Below are 17863 nucleotides of genomic sequence, written 5' to 3'. Positions count from 1 at the left end.
GGCCGCGGCGTTGGCCAGGGTGATCTGTTCGTCTCTGATGCCCGGGTGGTCGGCCTCGTTCTCGTCCGCGCGCTCCAGCTCGGCGTCGAGAACGATCTCGTGCGCCGGAGCATCGAGGCGGCACGTGAAACAGAGCGCGGCGTAGAAGTCGGACGAGGTCGCGAGGCGCCCGGTGGCCTAGCCCGTCACGAGGTCCTTCGAGGCGTCGCTCCCGGGGACGGCGAGGGCCTCCCGGAGGGTGATGCTCAGGACGTTCTTCCCGTCCTGAGCCGCCTCCAGCGTGCAGAACGGGATGCCCCACATCCACTTCTTGCCGCTCTGCGGCGTCCGCGCGGCCTTCCGCAGCTCGCTGACGACCCTGTCCGGCTCGGACCGGTCGCTCGTCAGCCGGACGCCCTTGCCAGAGGTGTCGTCGCCGGTTCCCTTCGTGCAGCCGGTCGCCGCCATCACGAGGGCGGCGACCGGAAGCACGATCCTGTGGACAGTGGTACGCATGGACGACTCTTTCAGGAGGCCGTCGCGGCGGGCGCAGGTCTCCCGGTCGCCAGCCCGTCCTCCCCTTGGCAGCCCAGCTTCGCCGAGACCTGACGGGCCGCCGCGTTGGCGAGGGTGATCAGGCGGGTACGCTGCTCCAGGTCCGTGTCCGGGACGCCCGCCGGGCCCCAGACGGTCGTCTCGACGACGATCTCGTGGGCGGGTGCCTCGAGGCGGCAGGTGAAGTAGACGTGGCCGACGCCGGAGGAGGTGAAGGCCGCGAGTCCCGAGGTGTACGAAGTCACTCTCTTGGCGAGCTTCGGGCCCGGTCCGTACGGTCCCTTCCCCGCCGCGTTCACCTCGATCTTGAGGTTCCTCGACACCTCCTCGGCGGACTGAAGGCCGCAGTACGTCACCGGCTGCGGCTGGTACGAGTCGGCCCACGGCGCGACGGCGTCTTCGCGCAGCCTGTCGAGGGCCTTCTCCGGCTTCGACAGGTTGTCCTCGAAACGGTCTCCGCCCAGGACGCCCTTGAGCGCCGACGTGGCCGCCGCGTCCTTCGCGAAGCCGCCGCAGGCCTCAGCGGCCGTCCGGCCCTTCGGTTCCTCCGTGGAGGTCCCGCCGCCGGAGCAGCTCGTGAGGAGGGCGGCCACGGCGAGGGCCGCGGCCGTTCGTGCCGGGGCAGAGCGCATGTGCGTCACTTCTTCTCGTACGGGTCGGGGAGCGAGTTGTCACGGGCGTGCAGGCGCGCGTCCCTGACGTAGTCGACCAGGGTCTCGTCGAGGTAGTTCCGGTCCTTCTCGCTCCAGCCGGGGGCGTTGGCGTAGGCGATGCCGGGACGGAGCGAGTTCTCCTTGCCCATGGCCAGCGCCTCTTCCGACAGGGCGTCCGACTTCTTCTTCAGCAGCTCGTCCTTCTCGTACTTCTCCGCCATGTCGTCGGCCTCCATGCCGATGACCGTCGTCACCGCGCCGCCCACCGTCTCGGCGGCCAGCGGTACCAGTACGCCGCCGGCGCCGCCGGTCAGGACCGCGACGCCGCCCGCCGCCGCCGCGCCGACACCGAACTTGACCCATTCGGTCGTCCGGCCGACCGCCTTCTTGTGCTCCTCGGAGTCCTTCTCGTAGTCCATGTCGATCTGCGCCATGCGGGACTGGTCCATGATGCCCTGCGCCTCCGAGCCGATGCGCAGCGTCGTCCGCGCGTCGGTGAGGTCGCGCTCGTCGAAGGTCGAGCCGGGCTTGGGGCCCACCTGGTCGAGGACGCTCGTCGTGTACAGCGACTCGGCCGCCGAGAGGGTGGAGTGTCCGGTCTCGCTCTGCGACACGATGCCCATGAAGTTGACGGCGTCGCCGCGGTTCCAGAGCAGCCCGGTGTCGAACCCGGAACCGAAACGGGACTTGCCGTGGGCATCGTTGAAGCCGAAGGGCGAGTTCTTCTTCTCCTCCATCGTGGTGTCGCTGTCCGTCTCCAGGGAGCGGTTCAGCTCGTCGACGTACGCGGCGCCCATCTTGCCGAGGCTGTCGTCGATGCCCGGCTGCTCGTGCATGTACTTCGGGTCGTCGCCGTACCGCTCGACGACCTTCTGCATGACCTCCGCGTTCTCCTTGGTCCGGGCGACCGCGTTCCGCATGACCCTCAAGACCTGGTTGTTGGTCCGGTCGGGGGGCTTCGACCAGAGGAGCGCGGCGGCGGAGGCGAGGGCGGTGGAGTCACCCGTACCCCAGGACTTGCACATGCCCGTGCCGCCACCGCAGGCATGCGCCAAGTCCTCACCAGGGGCGACGATGCCGACCTGGTCGCCGTGCTCGGAGAACGGGACGTGCCTCGCCTTGTTGTCACCGGCACCGACACCGACCACACCGGGAGTCGCACCCGGGTACTCGACCGGATTGCCCTTGTCGCCGCTGTTCCCGACGGCGGCGAAGACGAGAGACCCCTCGTCCAGCGCGTACTTCACCGCGTCCGTGAGTGCCTGCGGGCCTTGCTGGTTGCCCAGGGACAGGTCGATGACCTTGGCACCGGAATCGGCCGCGTACCTGATCGCAGGAGGGACGACGCGGTTGAACCTCGTGGCGCCCTCCACCATGTCGATGTCGCCCCCCTTGAGCCCAGGAACGCGCACCGGCAGGATCTTGGCGCCCGGCGCCAGACCGAAGGCCCCGTTCCCGCCGTCCCTCGCTCCGGTGCCGGCGATCAGGTCGGCCATCCCCGTACCGTGACCGTCGTAGTCGGTGAACTCGTCGCCCGACTCCTCCGTCGACGCGAAGTCCTTGCCTTCGAGCACCTGGCCGCGGAGATCCGGGTTGCTCTTCTCCACACCGGAGTCGGTCACCGCGACGGTGACGTCCTCCCCCGTGCTGAACTGCCAGATCTCCTCGGCGCCGTAGGCGTCCAGATGCCACTGCCGGGACCGGACGCTCTCCGCAGGGGCGGGGACGGAAGCGACACCCACCAGCAGCATCCCCGAGTCGGCCGAGGCGGCCCCTCGGGCACGGCTCCGGCGAATACCGCTGGTACGCATCGCTTCCTCGTGCCGGTCCGCTGCCTGGTCTCCTGAAGGGGGCGGCCTCAGCCCCGCCGCGACCGGAGTACGGGTACGGCGATCGCGGCACCGACCAGCACGGCCGCACCGATCCCGAGGCCGATCCAGAGACCGGTGTCGCCGCCGTCGTCGGCAGCGGCGACGGCCGACGGGGCGGGCGCGGGAGCGGCGGAGGACTCCGCCGGCGCCGGGTCGGCGGACGGCTGCCCGGTGGGCGACGAGGCCACGGTCTCGGCAAGGTCGTCGATGGGCCGGACGTCGGCCGGACCGGGGTCACCGGGCGTCTTCAGCGCCCGCAGCGGCCGGATGGCGCCGAAGCCGATGTAGTCGTTGCGCTTGGGGCCCTCGGTGGGCGCGGCGATGGTGTTGAGCATGACCTTCAGGACCTGGTTGTTGGTCCAGTCGGGGTGCTTCGACCAGATGAGTGCGGCGGCGGCGGAGGCGAGGGCGGTGGAGTCACTGGTACCGGAGGAGGTGCAGATTCCGGTGTCGCAGGCGGCGACCGTGTCCTTGCCGGGGGCCACGATGTCGACCTGGGGGCCGTACTGGGACATCGGGATGCGGGTCAGCTTGCGGTCGATGGCTCCGACGCCGACGACACCGGGAGTCGCCCCCGGGTACTCCAGCCGGTTCGCTTTGTTTCCGGTGTTGCCGACGGAGGCGAACACCAGGGCGCCCTTGTCCAGCGCGTACTTCACAGCATCCGTGAGCTGCGGAGAGCCCTCCGGAGAGCCCTGCGAGACATTGAGGACCTTGGCTCCGGAGTCGACGGCGAAACGGATGGCCTCGGGCACGACCGTGTTGAACTCTCGGTTGGCCGCCGCCTGGCTCTTCTCGCCTCCCTTCCCTCCTGGCACGCGAACGGGAAGGATCTTGGCCCCGGGAGCAAGCCCGAACGCGCCCTCACCGCCATTGGACCGGCCCGTCCCCGCGATGAGGGCGGCCATGCCCGTGCCGTGTCCGGTGTAGTCGGTGTATTCGTCACCGGCTTCGTCCGGTGCAAAGTCCTTGCCCTTGAGCACCTGCCCCTGAAGGTCCGGGACCTGCTTATCCACTCCGGTGTCGATGACGGCGACGGTGACGCCCTTGCCCGTGCTGAGCTGCCAGATCTCCTTGGCGCCGAAGGCATCCAACTGCCATTGCTTGACGCCCTCCGCGTGGGCGGGGACGGAAGCGATGCCCACCAGCAGCATCCCCAAGGCGGCCGAGGCGGTGACTCGGGCACGGCTCCGACGAATACTGCTGGTACGCATCTGCTTCCTCGCGCTGATCAGTCGATGACGGGCGGCGCCACGCGGCGGCCCTGCTGCCAGGTCTCCTCGTCCTCGACGAGGTAGTCGGGACGCTCTCCGTTCTGCTCCTCGCGCTCTCCGGGCTTCGCGGCGTTTCCGCGTACGAGGCCCGAGCCGCCGGCCGTGAAGGGCTTCCCGCCGCCCGCGGCACCGGCGCGCTGCGCCCTGCCGCCGACGACGCCGCCGGTCTCCCCGGCGAGACGCCGGCCGCCGGTGATGCCGTTCCGGCCGGCCGCGCCGCCCATGGGGCCGCCCGTGCCGTGGGCGCCGCCCATGCCGCCCCCCATGCCGCGGCCCATGCCGGTCCGGTTCTGTCCGGTGGTCTCGTTGCCGATGACGGTGCTGCGCGGGATGCCGGTCTGCGGCCGGCCCGTGGTGCTGGGGACCTGACGGCCACCGCTGATGCCTTCGCGGGGCATGCCGGGCGTGGTGCGGAGGCCGCCGGTCTGCGGGCCGCGGGGGGTGCCGGTGCCGCCGGTGAGGGGCGAGGTGGGGCCGAGGGGGCCCGGACCGCCCTTCACGGACAGCGGAGGCACGGGAGGCATGCCGGTCGTCACGAACGGGGGCGTACCGACGTCCGGCTTGGTGATCGGCGGCGGGCCGCCCGGGGTCTGGGTCGTCGGGCCGGTCGTGGTCGGGTGCGGCAGGGTGTCCACGCTGTCGATGCCGAGGTCCACGGGCACGTCGGGCCGGACCTCGGGACGGCTGACATGCGTCGGCCCGGTCGTGTCCTGGGTCGGCAGCACGATCTGCGTGTCAGGCGTGGTCCGGGTGTCCGGCTGCGAGCGCGTGGTGTGCGTCCCCGTGCTCGTCCCCGTGTCCGCGGAGTACCTCTCGCCCTGGGACGAGGGGACGCTGTACGAGGACTTCTCCCCTCTGCGGACGCCACTGTCCGCCGGCACGAAGTCACCCGGCGGCGGCGGAAACGTCGGCGGCACCAGAGCCGTCATGTTCTGGCCCGACCAGTAGTACGTGTCGGAGAGCTTCTTCATCTCGTCCGCCGCGGCCAGCCTGTTCGCCTCCTCCTGGGCCTCGATGGCCTTGAGGTCCTGGCTGGCCGTCACCGACTTCTTGGCGTCGCGCGCGATGGTCGCCGAGTCGGGATCGTTGTGGTACTTGATCGCGGCTTCCAGGCTGGCCTTGGCCGCCTCGTGGGAGGTGTAGCGGGGAATGGCGCTCTTCGCGCTGGCGATGGCCTGGGAGGTGGTTTCCATCTCCGTGGCGGCCTTGGTGCTGTACGTACTGAGTGCGTACGTCGAGCTCACCACATCCGCGGCCCACTCCGTGAACGCCTGCTCTGCCTGGCCCTTCCAGTCGACCCGACCCGTCCGGTCCTTCAGCTGGTCGGCGATGCTCTCCAGCTCCTTGGCTGCCGCCTTCAGGCGATCCGCCGCGTTGCTGACCGGGTACGTCTCGGCTTCGTCCAGCCAGTCCAGCATCTTCTGGTGACTCATCGCCTTCGCGTGGAAGTTCGTTCCGCCGCTCCGGCCGCCGCCGCCCTCTTCGAGCCTCATCCTTCGCCTCTTCCCCGTGTCCCCGACATTCCGTCCGCGCCCGCCTACTGGAGGGAGTCGTCGCCCCCGGCCGTCTGGCCGGTCCCGGTCTCCGGAGCGGTGCGGCCCGCGTCCCTGTCCGCCTTCGTCTTGGCGTCCTCGGTGCGTTGATGAATGTTGATCATCTTCCGCTTGGTGTCCTCGTCCATCTGCTCGAAGCCGTCCTTGGACGCGACGACCGCGATGCCGAGACCCTCCAGGCAGTCCTGCAGCAGGCTGGAGAGGTCCTTCAGCTGCTTGATGACGGAGTTGTACGAGTCGTGCACGCCGCCCGCCTCGGCCCAGGCCGCGCCGCCCCCACCGAACTGATTGCGCGTCACGGGGTCCGACTCCACCTTGCCCTTGCCGGCCTCGGAGGCGGTGAGCGTGTCGATCAGGCCGTCGATCCGCTTCTTGAACTGCGTCATCGACTCGGTGTTGTAGCGCACGGCCGCCGCGCTCATGCCGTGCATCCCGTAGCTGGCCCCGTCCAACTCAGCTCGCATGCCCGTGTCCCTCCCCCGTGAACCACCGTGCCGCGCACGGCACAAGTCAAGAAGTCCACTGTAGTCAGGAACGACGACAGTCCGCACCTCTCGGTTGCACAAGCAACCGACATCACATGATTACGAATTGGGCACGGCGACGGCCGCTTGAGGGCGGATCGGGAGGCGGTTGACCGGGCGGCCCGTCGCCGCGCGTACGGCTGAGGCCACTGCGGCGGGTGAGGTGACGACGGGGATGGCGCTCGCGGCCTTGGCGCCGAAGGGGGCGACGACGTCGCGTTCTTCGACGAGTTTCACGATGCGAATGTCCGGGGCGTCCAGTGATGTCGGGAGTGCGTAGCCGGTGAAGTCGGGGTGGCGGACGAGGCCGCGGGTGGTGCGGAGGTTCTCGGTGAGGGCGGCGCCGATGCCCTGGGTGACGCCGGCTTCGATGCGGGCGGCGAGTTGGGCGGGGTTGAGGATGCGGCCGACGTCCTGGGCGACGGCCATCTCCACGACGCGGACGGCGCCGAGTTCGATGTCGACGTCCACGACGGCGCGGATCGCGCAGAACGCCAGACCCACGAACGCGTCGCCTTGGCCCGAATCGTCCAGGGGCTCCGTCGGGTGGGGGCGGCACTGGGCGGTGGCCCAGAGTTCCTTGCCGTCCATGGCCTCGGTGACGGTGGTGGAGAGGACGCCGTCGTACGAGGTGATCTTGCCGTCCGTGATCTGGAGGAGCTCGGTCGACATGCCGAACTTGTGGGCCAGCGGCTGGAGGAGTTGGGTGCGGACCATCTTCGCCGCGCGCTCCACCGCGCCGCCCGAGACCCAGGTGTGGCGGCCGTGGGCGGCGGGGCCCGCCGGGGGCTGGTCGGTGTCGACGGGGGCCACGTGGACCTCGTCGATGCCGAGGGTCTCCTGGACGATCTGGCGGGCGAGGGTGGAGAAGCCCGAACCGGTGTCCACGGCCGAGCAGATGACCGTGGCCACGCCGTCCATCACGCGGACGGTCGCCGTCGAGACCTCGTCCGTGCCCTCCGCGCCCAGCATGTGCACCATGCCGAGCGCGTAGCCCACGCCCCGCCGCACCGCGCCGGGTTCGCCCGCGCCCTCGGGGCCGCCGGGGAGGAGCCAGTCGTCCTCCGGGGTGTCCTTGGGCAGGGAGGGGAGGGGGAAGTCCCGTACGGCCGCGAGGAGTTCGGCCACCGGGGCCGGGCAGGTGACCGTCTGGCCCGTGGGCAGGATGTCGCCGGTCGCCATGACGTTCCGCATGCGCAGCTCGGCCGGGTCCACGCCCAGCTTCGCGGCCAGCTTGTCCATCTGCGCCTCGTACGCCGCGCACACCTGCATCGCGCCCTCGCCCCGGACGTGACCGGAGGGGGGGTTGTTGGTGCGGACGGCCCAGCCTTCCACGAAGGCGTGCGGGACCACGTACGGGCCGCAGGCGAACGCGACGGCCGCGGCCAGGGACTCGCTCGACGAGTCCGCGTACGCGCCCGCGTCGAGGAGGATCTGCGCCTCCACCTTCACCAACCGCCCCTCCGCGTCCGCGTGGTGGCGGTAGCGCAGCAGGGTGGGGTGCCGGTGGGCGTGGCCGAGGAAGGACTCCTCGCGGGTGGCGGTGAGCTTGACCGGGCAGCCGGTGCGGAGGGCGAGCAGGCCCAGGGGGATCTGGAAGCCCGGGTCCTCGCGGTCGCCGGTGGCGCCCGGGACGCCCGTCACGACCAGCTTGACCTGCTCGGGCGGCAGGCCGAAGCAGGCCGCGGCCAGGTCGCGGTCGGTGTGCGGGTCGGTGGAGGCCGTGTAGAGCTCGACGCCCCCGTCGGGGCGCGGCACGGCGAGACCCGCCTCGGCGCCGATCGGCGCCGGGTCCTGGCGGCCGATCCGGTACAGGCCCTCGACGACGACCTCGCCCGTCGCCTCCGGGTCCCCGAAGCGCAGCGGGATGTGCCGGATCAGGTTCCCGTCGGGGTGCAGGGCCTCGGCCGCGAACGCCTTCTCCGGGTCCGTCACCGGCTCGAGCAGCTCGTACTCGACGCCGATCGCCGCCGCGGCGAGCCGGGCCGTGTCCGGGTGGTCGGCGGCGACGGCCGCGAGGGCCTCGCCGTGGTGTCGGACCAGGTCGGAGGCGAAGACGGGCCGGTCGGCGACCCGGCGCCCGTACGTCGCCGCGCCCGGCACGTCGGCGGCCGTCACCACGGCCCGTACGCCCGGCATGGCGACCGCCGCGCTCGTGTCGATCGACACGATCCGGGCGTGCGGGTGCGGCGAGCGCAGGATCGCGGCCCAGAGCAGGCCCTCGGCCCACAGGTCGGAGGCGTACGGGAACGTGCCCTCGGTCTTCGCCCGCGCCTCGGCCTGCGGGAGCGAGGTGCCGAGGCCGTGCGCGGCCGGCTCCTGGCCGATGTTCCCGGTGGCGTCCAGAGCCGTGGGAACGGCCGTGGTCGCGTCGCTGCTCACGCCATGCCTCCGTCGTGCGGGTGGGGAATCTGGTGCGGAACACGGATCTCGTCGCCGGCCTCGGGCGCGGCGGCCGTGGCGGCGGCCTCGCGCTCGGCGACGACGTCCCGTACGGCGTCGAGCACGCCCCGGTAGCCGGAGCAGCGGCAGAGGTTGCCGGCGAGGGCCTGGCGGGTCTCCAGCTCCGTGGGGGCGTGGTTGCCCTCCAGGAGGTCGTGCACGGTCATGCACATGCCGGGGATGCAGAAGCCGCACTGGACGGTGCCGCACTTGGCCATCGCCCGCTGCACGTCCGAGGGTTCGCCGTCGACCGCGAGGCCCTCGACCGTCCGCACCTCGCTCCCGGCGGCGGTCGCCGCGGGCACCAGGCAGGAGGCGACGAGCCGGCCGTCGACCTGCACGTTGCACGCGCCGCACTCGCCCTGCGAGCAGCCGTCCTTGGCCCCGGCGAGGCCGAGGCGCTCGCGCAGCACGTAGAGCAGCGACTCCCCGATCCAGGAGCCGGTCACGGGCCGGTCGGTCCCGTTGACCCGCAGGGTGTACGAGGTGTGGGGGTGCTCGTCGCTGTCCGTGGACGCCTCGACCAACAGCGGGGCGGGCGCGGGGGGCTCCTCGGCCGGCACGTCCGGTGCGTCCGGTGCGGAGGGCTGTGCGGCCTCATCGGCCGGCGCGGCCTCCGGAGCGACCTCCTGCACAGGCTCCTGTACGGGCTCCGCCGCGGCCTCCGGCGCCTCCTCCACGGCCTCCACGGCCTCCGCCACCGGCCCCACGGGCTCCTCCGGCAGCGCCCACGGCGCCGGCGCGCCGCCCGGCAGCGTCGCCGGGGCCTCCGCGTACGAAGCGGGCGCGACGGGCTCGGCGGCCGCCGGGTCCACGGGGGCGGCCACGTCCGGGATCTGCCACTGGCCCGTGGCCCCCGGATCGGCGGGAGCGGGCGCCAGGGCCTCCTCGAAGCGCCACTCGGCCGTCGCCTGCGGGTCCGGTTCGGCGTAGTCGAGGTGCTCGACGTGCTCGACGTGCTCGACGTGCTCGACGTGCTGCTCGGCGTGCTCGACCGAGGTCTCGATGTGCTCGATGTGCTCGACCGCGTTCTCGACGTACGCCGGCGGCTGGAAGTGCTCGCCCCCCTCGTACCCCTCGAAGTACTGCGTCTGCTGCGCCTCCGTCGGGACGTGCACCGACCAGGTGCCCGTCGCCGCCGGGTCGGTCGCCACGGGCGGGGCGAGCGGCTGGAGCGGGGTGATCATCGGCGGTACGTAGCCGTGACCGGGCGCCTCCAGGGGGATGCCGTCCAGCATGAAGTCGGGCGGCAGCTGGACGAAGGCGGTCGCGTCGCCGTCGTAGCCCTCGCTCTGCGGGAGCGGCTCCCAGCCGCCCGTCTGCTGATCCTTGTGCTCGTCGCTCACGCGAGTGCCCTCCCCAGTGCCCGTCGGGCGAGTGTGGCGACCGTGCGCCTCAGGTGCAGTACGGCAGGCGGCAGCTGTTCGTCGCCCGGCGGGTCCGGGATGCAGGCGGCGGCGACGTACTCGCCGAAGGCCGCGAGCGCCTCCGGGGCGAGCCCCCGGTCGTTGTCCCAGTCCACCAGCGAGGCGATCCAGCGCTCCGCCTCCAGCGGGCGCAGCGGCATGGGCGCGACGGCGCCGACCGCGCAGCGCACGCCGCGCCGGGCCGGGTCGAGGACGACGGCGACGGAGGCGGTGGCGCGGGCCGGGCCGGTGCGCCCGGTGGCCTTGAGGAAGACCTGGGGGGCGTGGAGCAGCGGGACGCGGACGAAGCCGACGAGCTCGCCGGGGGCGAGCAGGTCGCGGCCGGCGAGGAGGTGGGAGACGGGGATCTCGCGGCTGCCGAGCGGGCCGAGGACGACGAGGTCGGCCTCCAGGGCGGCGAGGACGGGCAGCGAGTCGCCGGTGGGCGCGGCGGTGACGATGTTGCCGCCGAGGGTGCCCGCGTTGCGGATCTGGGGCGGCCCGGCCGCGCGGCTGGCGGCGGCGAGGGCCGGGATGAGGGCGGCGAAGTCGGGGCGGCCCATGCGCGCGTGCGTGAGGCCGGCACCGAGGAGGGCGTGGCCGTCCTGGTACTGCCAGCCGCGGATCTCGTTGATGCGGCTCAGGCCGACGAGTCCGGCGGGGCGGAGCTGGCCTTTGTTGACGGCGGCCATGAGGTCGGTGCCGCCGGCGACGGGCACGGCGGCCGGCATGGCGGTGAGCGCCGCGACGGCCTCGTCGAGCGAGGCGGGCAGCGTCACGGACTGCGCCGTCTGTGGTGCGTGCGTGGTCAACCCGCTGCCCCTTCCCGGTGTCCCGGTGGTCCCCGACTGTGCCCGGCCGTCGCGCCTGCGTGTGGGCGTACCGTACGTGCTCACAGGCCGGACGTGGCAACTCTGGCACATCTTCCGAGGAGTCCGGCGCGAGGGTCCGCGAAGGACTGTTCCGTCCGGGACGCCCTTGCTGTGACGGTAACTTCCGTTTCACCACTCTTGGGTGACCGGGTGACGTCGGGTCCCTCACACGTTCGGGGGCGTGCCCTCCAGGGGCCTCCCGAGGACCCCGGGCCGCTGCTGCCAGGGGCGGGGTCCGGTGGGCGGCCGGTAGTCGACGCCGAGGGCGTCCAGGCGCCGGTAGTGGGTGTGCATGCGGCGCTCGAAGCCGGCGTGATCGCGCTCCTCGGGCGCGGGCAGCGCGGACCAGGCGACCTCGGCGAAGGCGGCGAGGCGCGGGAAGACCTGGTAGTCGACGCGGGAGCGGTTCTCCATCACCTCGGTCCAGACGTTCGCCTGGGTTCCCAGGATGTGGGCGGCGGCTTCCGGCGAGAGGCCCGGCGGGACGGGCTCGAAGCGGTAGACGTCCTCCAGGGTGCGGACGTATCCGATGGGCATCGGCTCGTCCTCGCCGGGTGCCTGGCGGTGGTCGAGGTACACGTGCTGTTCGGGGCACATGACGACGTCGTGGCCGGCCTCGGCGGCGGCGATCCCGCCCGCGTACCCCCGCCAGGACGACACGGCCGCCCCGTCGGCGAGGCCGCCCTCCAGGATCTCGTCCCAGCCGATGAGGCGGCGGCCGCGGGCGGCGAGCCAGCGGTCGAAGTGGCGGATGAACCAGGACTGGAGTCCGTCCTCGTCGCCGACGCCCAGCTCCTCGATGCGGGCCTGGGCGGCCGGGGAGGCCTTCCACTGGTCCTTGGGGCACTCGTCGCCGCCGACGTGGACGAAGGTGGACGGGAAGAGGTCGAGGACCTCCTCGAAGACGCCTTCGTAGAAGCGCAGGACGGCCTCGGTCGGGGCGAGGACGTGGGGGTTGACGCCCCAGGTGTCCCAGACGGTGAGGGCGGCGGTGTCGACGACGTCGGTGTTGCCGAGCTCGGGGTGGGCGGCGATGGCGGCCTGCGCGTGGCCGGGGAGGTCGATCTCGGGGACGACGGTGATGTGCCGCTCGGCGGCGTACGCGACGATCTCGCGGATGTCGTCCTGGGTGTAGAAGCCGCCGTGCGGGGTCTCGGTCCAGAGCGGCGAGGCCCGGTGCCCCCACTTGGTGCGGGCCCGCCAGGCGCCGATCCCGGTGAGCTTCGGGTGGCGCTCGATCTCGATGCGCCAGCCCTGGTCGTCGGTGAGGTGGAAGTGGAAGACGTTGAGCTTGTGGGCGGCGAGGAGGTCGAGCAGGCGCAGGACGTCGTCCTTGGGCGTGAAGTGCCGGGAGACGTCGAGGAGGAGGCCGCGCCAGCCGAAGCGGGGGGCGTCCTCGATCGTCGTGCACGGGAGCTCCCAGCGCCCGTCGCTCCGTACGGGCGCCTTGCGGTACGCGTCGGGGCCGAGGAGCTGGCGGAGGGTCTGGGCGCCCCAGAACACCCCGGCGGGGCCGCCGCCCTCGATGAGGACGGCGGTGTCGTCGACCTCCAACCGGTAGCCCTCCGGGCCGCGCGCCGCCTCCTCGCCGATCCGCAGCCGGATCGCGCGCGGCCCGGCGCCGTCGGCGAACGGCAGTCCGGTGGCGGAGCCGAGCGCGGCCCGCAGCCAGCGGGCGGTGGACTCGGTGCCGGGGCCGGCGTCGATCGTCGTCCGCTCGTCGAGCGGGAAGCGCCCGCCGCTCCCCCGCTCGACGGAGAGGGGTACGGGGATCAGGTCCGTGGAATCGGGAGGGGTCATCGGATCAGTCCTTCACCGCCCCGCCCGGTCCGGGGACCAGGCGGCGCTGTACGAGTACGAGGAAGACGAGCGGTGCCTCGGGAGGGTCGACTGCGAGGTGCCGCTGATGAGGAAGGACTTCACGAAGAGGAAGTCCTTCCAGGTCGGGAGGGACGAGAAGGCGCTGGCCGCGACGAGGCCGGGGAGGACCGGCGGGAAGAGGATCCGCCGGAGGGAGCGGGCGCGGCTCGCGCCGTCGACGCGGGCCTGTTCCTCCGGGGCCTCGGGGACGGCCTTGGCGAAGCCGCGCGGCATCCGGATCGCGAACGGCGGCGAGAGGGCGAGGTGCGGCAGGACCAGCGAGCCGAGGTCGCGCACGAGGAGGAACAGCGGGACGGTGAGCGCCTCGACCGGCACCATCTGGGCGATCAGGAACATGACGAGCAGCGTCGTCCCGAACCGGAAGCGGAACCGGGTGACGGCCATCGCCGCGAGGAAGGCGATGAGGGCCGAGGCGAGGACGACCGGGCCCGCGACGATCAGCGAGTTGACGAAGTACCGGCCGAACTCCTGCTGTTCGAAGACGCGCCGGAAGGCGTCGAGGGACGGGGAGAGCGTCCACGGCCCGGGGTTCGTGGACTGGATCTCGCCGGCCGGTTCGAGGGCCGAGAGGACCATCCAGCACAGCGGGAAGGCGACGGCGGCCGCGACGAGGAGGGTGACGGCCTCGGCGGCGAGGCGCGCGGGGCGACGCATGCGGAATGCGCGGGGGGCGGTCACGGTTCCTCTCCCTGGCGTCGCGGCAGGCGCAGGTGGACCAGCGTCACGGCCGGCAGGATCAGCGGCGTGACGACGCCGATCGCCGGCCCCAGGCCGTACCGGGACGAGGCGTGGGCCTTCTGTTGACGTCCTCCGCCGTCGGGAGTGGGCGGGGTCCCTTGTCATGACGGGCGGTTGACGCTTCGCAGACCGGGCGCCCCCGAGGTCTCCACGTCCTGACACCGCCCGCCCGGCGGCGCGATCGATGTCGCGTCCCGCGTCGGTGTCCGCGTTGGCCTCGGACCCGCGGCCGGGGTTCCCGCACACGAAGCCGGCCCGGGTCTCCCGGTTGCCGGAGGTGATGCGGCCACAGGCGGAGCAGCACCTTGAGGGGTTGGGGGCGGGGACCTTGACCACGATGCCACCGCGGTCGGCGGCCTTGTACTCCAGCATGGTCACCGTGCGGGCCCATGCCTCGCCGCCGATGGCGGATGTGGTGGATGTGCACGACGCGCCCTTTGCCACGGCGAGTTCACCGCACCCGGCCCGGACGGCGGGACCATGCCGTAGCCGTAGGCCCCGACGAAGAGCGGGGCGCCGTCGACCTTGCCGGCGGCGACGGCCTGCCGGACGACCTGCTCCTCGGGCCGGTCGCCCACCTCCTGGAAGAGCCGGACGCGCGAGGTCCCGCTCTTCTCGTCGGCGGCGGCCGGGGTGGCGAGTCGGGCGGGCAGCCTCATGACGGACTTCATGACGGGCCCCCTCCGCATGCGCGCGTTGCAGCATGCGCAATGAACGTTTCGTGCTGCACAACACGCGTGAGGTTAGGCGCGTCCCGAGCGGGCCGACAAGAGGTCTCGACCACATCGGCCGATCCGTGACCCGCGAAAGCAGCCCGTGCAACGCGAAACGGCCCCCGCCGCACGTACCGGAGTACGCGCGGCGGGGGCCGCGAAGGGACTGCCCCGACGTCAGGACAGCAGGACTACTTGTCCTTGCCGCCCTTGTCCTTGTCGCCGCCGCCCGCGCCCATGGAGTCGTAGATCTCCTTGCACATCGGACAGACCGGGTACTTCTTGGGGTCGCGCCCCGGTACCCAGACCTTTCCGCACAGCGCCACGACGGGCGTGCCGTCGAGGGCGCTCGCCATGATCTTGTCCTTCTGGACGTAGTGGGCGTAGCGCTCGTGGTCGCCGTCACCGTGGGACACCTGCGGCGTCGGCTCGACGAGGGTTCCCGTACCTGCCCCGCGCTCGGGCTCGAGAGTGCTCATAACCGCCAAGGGTACTGAAAGCCGTGGCCCTCAGTTGAGGGACGGGTCGTCGGGGTACGTCGCGATCATCGCGAGTTCGCCGCGCTGCCGTCTCAGCACCTGCCGCCAGAGCGTCTCGGGGCGCGGCGAGGAGACGTCGCCGGGCTCCGACTCGACCACGTACCAGGCGCCGTCGCCGAGCTCGGACTCCAGCTGGCCGGGCCCCCAGCCCGCGTACCCCGCGAAGATCCGGAGCGAGCCGAGCGCGGGTCCGAGCAGCTCGGGCGGGGTCTCCAGGTCGACCAGGCCGATCGCCCCGTACACCCGCCGCCAGCCGAGGGGGCCCTCGTCGCCGGGGATCACGGCGACGCCGAGGGCCGCGTCGAGCGAGACGGGGCCGCCCTGGAAGACGACGCCCGGTTCGCCGGCGAGGGCCGCCCAGGGGGCGAGGATGTCGCCGACGGTCACGGGCGTGGGCCGGTTGAGGACCACGCCGAGCGAGCCCTCGTCGTCGTGGTCGAGCAGCAGGACCACCGCGCGGTCGAAATTCGGGTCCGCCAGCGCGGGGGTGGCCACGAGCAGCCGTCCTGTGAGCGAGGACACCTCGGTCATGCGACACATGATCCCGCATCTTCGGCCTTCACGGGGGGTCGTCGGGCGGGATTCGGGCAAGCCGGTGACCGCCGCAGCTCAGGAGGGCCGGACCCGCGGCGCCGGAGCGCGTCGCGGACACAAGTGGACGGTGACGCTCCGCAAGATCACGGAAGCAGAGGGTGTTGTGCCGAATTCATTACATCTGACAGGCCCCCCGAGGCACCCGATCGGGGTCTCATGGACCCTTACCCTTTTCTCTGGCCACCCGTCGGACCCACTTTCGGAACGCGAGATTCATGACCGGCACAGACGATGTCCTGCTTGTCCACGGCGGCACCCCGCTGGAGGGCGAGATCCGCGTTCGCGGCGCGAAGAACCTCGTGCCCAAGGCGATGGTCGCCGCCCTGCTCGGCAGCGGCCCCAGCCGCCTGCGCAACGTGCCAGACATCCGTGACGTCCGCGTCGTCCGCGGGCTGCTCCAGCTGCACGGAGTGACGGTCCGCCCGGGCGAGGAGCCCGGCGAGCTCGTCCTCGACCCGACGCACGTCGAGTCCGCGAACGTGGCCGACATCGATGCCCACGCCGGCTCGTCGCGCATCCCGATCCTCTTCTGCGGCCCGCTGCTGCACCGCCTCGGCCACGCCTTCATCCCGGGCCTGGGCGGCTGCGACATCGGCGGCCGGCCCATCGACTTCCACTTCGACGTGCTCCGCCAGTTCGGCGCGACCATCGAGAAGCGGGCGGACGGCCAGTACCTGGAGGCCCCGCAGCGTCTTCGCGGTTGCAAGATCCGCCTCCCGTACCCCTCGGTCGGCTCGACCGAGCAGGTGCTGCTCACGGCCGTCCTCGCGGAGGGCGTCACCGAGCTGTCGAACGCGGCCGTGGAGCCCGAGATCGAGGACCTGATCTGCGTCCTGCAGAAGATGGGCGCGATCATCTCCATGGACACCGACCGGACCATCCGGATCACCGGTGTCGACCGCCTCGACGGCTACACCCACCGGGCGATCCCGGACCGCCTGGAGGCGGCCTCCTGGGCCTCGGCGGCGCTGGCCACCGGCGGCAACATCTACGTGCGCGGCGCCCAGCAGCGCTCGATGATGACCTTCCTCAACACGTACCGGAAGGTCGGCGGCGCCTTCGAGATCGACGACGAGGGCATCCGCTTCTGGCACCCGGGCGGCTCGCTGAACGCGATCCACCTGGAGACCGACGTGCACCCCGGCTTCCAGACGGACTGGCAGCAGCCGCTGGTCGTGGCCCTGACGCAGGCCTCCGGCCTCTCCATCGTCCACGAGACGGTCTACGAGTCCCGGCTCGGCTTCACCTCCGCGCTGAACCAGATGGGCGCGCACATCCAGCTCTACCGCGAGTGCCTGGGCGGCTCCGACTGCCGCTTCGGCCAGCGGAACTTCCTGCACTCGGCGGTCGTCTCCGGCCCGACCAAGCTCCAGGGCGCCGACCTGGTCATCCCCGACCTCCGCGGCGGCTTCTCGTACCTGATCGCCGCGCTCGCGGCCCAGGGCACGAGCCGCGTCCACGGCATCGACCTGATCAACCGCGGCTACGAGAACTTCATGGAGAAGCTCGTCGAGCTGGGCGCGAAGGTCGAGCTCCCGGGCAGCGCGCTGGTCTGACCCGGCACCCCCGCGCCCCCTCGCCGGGGGTCCGGGGGTCGCCCCCCGGGCAGGCACAGCATGGAGAAGCTCGTCGAGCTGGGCGCGAAGGTCGAGCTCCCGGGCAGCGCGCTGGTGTAGGAGCGTCACACGGGCCCGTACGTGCGCGTAAGCGTCCGTACGGGCCCGTACGCGCGTGTGTACGGGGCCCGCGCGGACGCCGTACGGTCCGCGCGGACGCCGTACAAGGCCCCGTGAGGCGCATACGAAAGGGCGGCCACCCCCTGACAGGGTGGCCGCCCTTTCTGCGCCTCTAGGCAGCCTTACTTGCCCTTGGCGGCTTCCTTGAGCTTCGAGCCCGCGGAGACCTTCACGCTGTAGCCGGCCGGGATGTCGATCGGGTCGCCGGTCTGCGGGTTACGAGCGGTGCGAGCGGCACGGTGGGTGCGCTCGAAGGTCAGGAAGCCGGGGATGGTGACCTTCTCGTCGCCCTTGGCGACGACCTCACCGACGGTCTCGGCGAGAGCGGCCAGCACGGCGTCGGCGTCCTTGCGGGTCACCTCGGCGCGGTCGGCCAGGGCGGCCACCAGCTCACTGCGGTTCATGTTGTTACTCCCGTGTCTTTCTTGCCTGTGAGGCGTGCCACGCGGCGGAAGCCGCGCGATTGGGTACAGCGAAGCCGATGCTGCCAGGGCCCTCGGACAGTCCCCGGACCCGGGTCACATGACAGACCC

General features: G+C 72.1%; 15 protein-coding genes and 2 pseudogenes. 1 reads left to right on the top strand and 16 read right to left on the bottom strand.

Annotated features, from left to right (window positions below; genetic code table 11):
• Nucleotides 1-177: 177 nt before the first annotated feature.
• The 15 genes and pseudogenes from ACFYUS_RS09955 to ACFYUS_RS09885 all read right to left on the bottom strand — a co-directional run bounded on the left by ACFYUS_RS09955 (nt 178) and on the right by ACFYUS_RS09885 (nt 15531).
• A complete protein-coding gene (locus ACFYUS_RS09955) occupies nt 178-495 on the bottom strand; it encodes a hypothetical protein (RefSeq protein ID WP_388847924.1) in 318 nt (105 codons plus the stop codon).
• An 11-nt stretch (nt 496-506) separates the two neighbouring features.
• Entirely contained in the window at nt 507-1166 is a 660-nt protein-coding gene (locus tag ACFYUS_RS09950) for a hypothetical protein (protein ID WP_388847921.1), read from the bottom strand.
• A 5-nt stretch (nt 1167-1171) separates the two neighbouring features.
• Nucleotides 1172-2938, bottom strand: coding sequence for a S8 family serine peptidase (locus tag ACFYUS_RS09945; protein ID WP_388849133.1), 1767 nt, complete (start codon nt 2936-2938; stop codon nt 1172-1174).
• A gap of 107 nt (nt 2939-3045) precedes the next feature.
• A complete protein-coding gene (gene mycP, locus ACFYUS_RS09940) occupies nt 3046-4212 on the bottom strand; it encodes a type VII secretion-associated serine protease mycosin (protein WP_388849130.1) in 1167 nt (388 codons plus the stop codon).
• Nucleotides 4213-4289: 77 nt separating this feature from the next.
• Nucleotides 4290-5825, bottom strand: a complete 1536-nt coding sequence (locus ACFYUS_RS09935; protein ID WP_388847918.1) for a WXG100 family type VII secretion target — start codon at nt 5823-5825, stop codon at nt 4290-4292.
• A 44-nt stretch (nt 5826-5869) separates the two neighbouring features.
• Nucleotides 5870-6349: a hypothetical protein gene (locus ACFYUS_RS09930; protein ID WP_388847916.1), complete on the bottom strand. Its 480-nt coding sequence runs from the start codon at nt 6347-6349 to the stop codon at nt 5870-5872.
• Between the two features lie 120 nt (nt 6350-6469).
• Nucleotides 6470-8791 carry a xanthine dehydrogenase family protein molybdopterin-binding subunit gene (locus tag ACFYUS_RS09925; RefSeq protein ID WP_388847913.1) on the bottom strand — a complete coding sequence of 774 codons (2322 nt, stop codon included), beginning with the start codon at nt 8789-8791 and terminating at the stop codon, nt 6470-6472.
• Nucleotides 8788-10197 carry a (2Fe-2S)-binding protein gene (locus tag ACFYUS_RS09920; RefSeq protein ID WP_388847910.1) on the bottom strand — a complete coding sequence of 470 codons (1410 nt, stop codon included), beginning with the start codon at nt 10195-10197 and terminating at the stop codon, nt 8788-8790. The genes ACFYUS_RS09925 and ACFYUS_RS09920 overlap by 4 nt, the downstream gene beginning before the upstream one ends.
• Nucleotides 10194-11069 (bottom strand): FAD binding domain-containing protein, encoded by an 876-nt coding sequence (locus ACFYUS_RS09915; RefSeq protein WP_388847907.1) that lies wholly within the window; start codon nt 11067-11069, stop codon nt 10194-10196. Before ACFYUS_RS09915 ends, ACFYUS_RS09920 begins: the two co-directional genes overlap by 4 nt.
• A 225-nt stretch (nt 11070-11294) precedes the next feature.
• Nucleotides 11295-12929, bottom strand: a complete 1635-nt coding sequence (locus ACFYUS_RS09910) for a beta-N-acetylhexosaminidase (RefSeq protein ID WP_388847904.1) — start codon at nt 12927-12929, stop codon at nt 11295-11297.
• Nucleotides 12930-12933: 4 nt separating this feature from the next.
• Nucleotides 12934-13664 (bottom strand): annotated as a pseudogene (locus ACFYUS_RS09905) (carbohydrate ABC transporter permease).
• 336 nt (nt 13665-14000) lie between these two features.
• A pseudogene (locus tag ACFYUS_RS09900) lies at nt 14001-14120 on the bottom strand (RNA-guided endonuclease TnpB family protein); the annotation flags it as partial.
• A gap of 2 nt (nt 14121-14122) precedes the next feature.
• Nucleotides 14123-14419, bottom strand: a complete 297-nt coding sequence (locus ACFYUS_RS09895) for a hypothetical protein (protein WP_388849198.1) — start codon at nt 14417-14419, stop codon at nt 14123-14125.
• Nucleotides 14420-14652: 233 nt separating this feature from the next.
• Entirely contained in the window at nt 14653-14940 is a 288-nt protein-coding gene (locus ACFYUS_RS09890; protein ID WP_015033918.1) for a DUF3039 domain-containing protein, read from the bottom strand.
• Between the two features lie 30 nt (nt 14941-14970).
• On the bottom strand, nt 14971-15531 hold the full coding sequence (locus ACFYUS_RS09885) for a YqgE/AlgH family protein (protein ID WP_369144515.1): 561 nt from the start codon (nt 15529-15531) through the stop codon (nt 14971-14973).
• Between the two features lie 278 nt (nt 15532-15809).
• On the opposite strand from ACFYUS_RS09885, the gene murA reads away from it, so the two are divergent.
• Entirely contained in the window at nt 15810-17150 is a 1341-nt protein-coding gene (gene murA / locus ACFYUS_RS09880) for a UDP-N-acetylglucosamine 1-carboxyvinyltransferase (protein ID WP_388847900.1), read from the top strand.
• A gap of 302 nt (nt 17151-17452) precedes the next feature.
• Here murA and ACFYUS_RS09875 read toward each other — a convergent pair whose 3' ends face one another.
• Nucleotides 17453-17734 carry an HU family DNA-binding protein gene (locus tag ACFYUS_RS09875; protein WP_015033921.1) on the bottom strand — a complete coding sequence of 94 codons (282 nt, stop codon included), beginning with the start codon at nt 17732-17734 and terminating at the stop codon, nt 17453-17455.
• Nucleotides 17735-17863: the final 129 nt, after the last annotated feature.

Source organism: Streptomyces sp. NPDC004284, from assembly GCF_042874035.1.
Classification (GTDB): domain Bacteria; phylum Actinomycetota; class Actinomycetes; order Streptomycetales; family Streptomycetaceae; genus Streptomyces.
The sequence above is the reverse complement of the archived record's forward strand: the minus strand, read 5'-3'. Positions and strand labels throughout refer to the sequence as shown.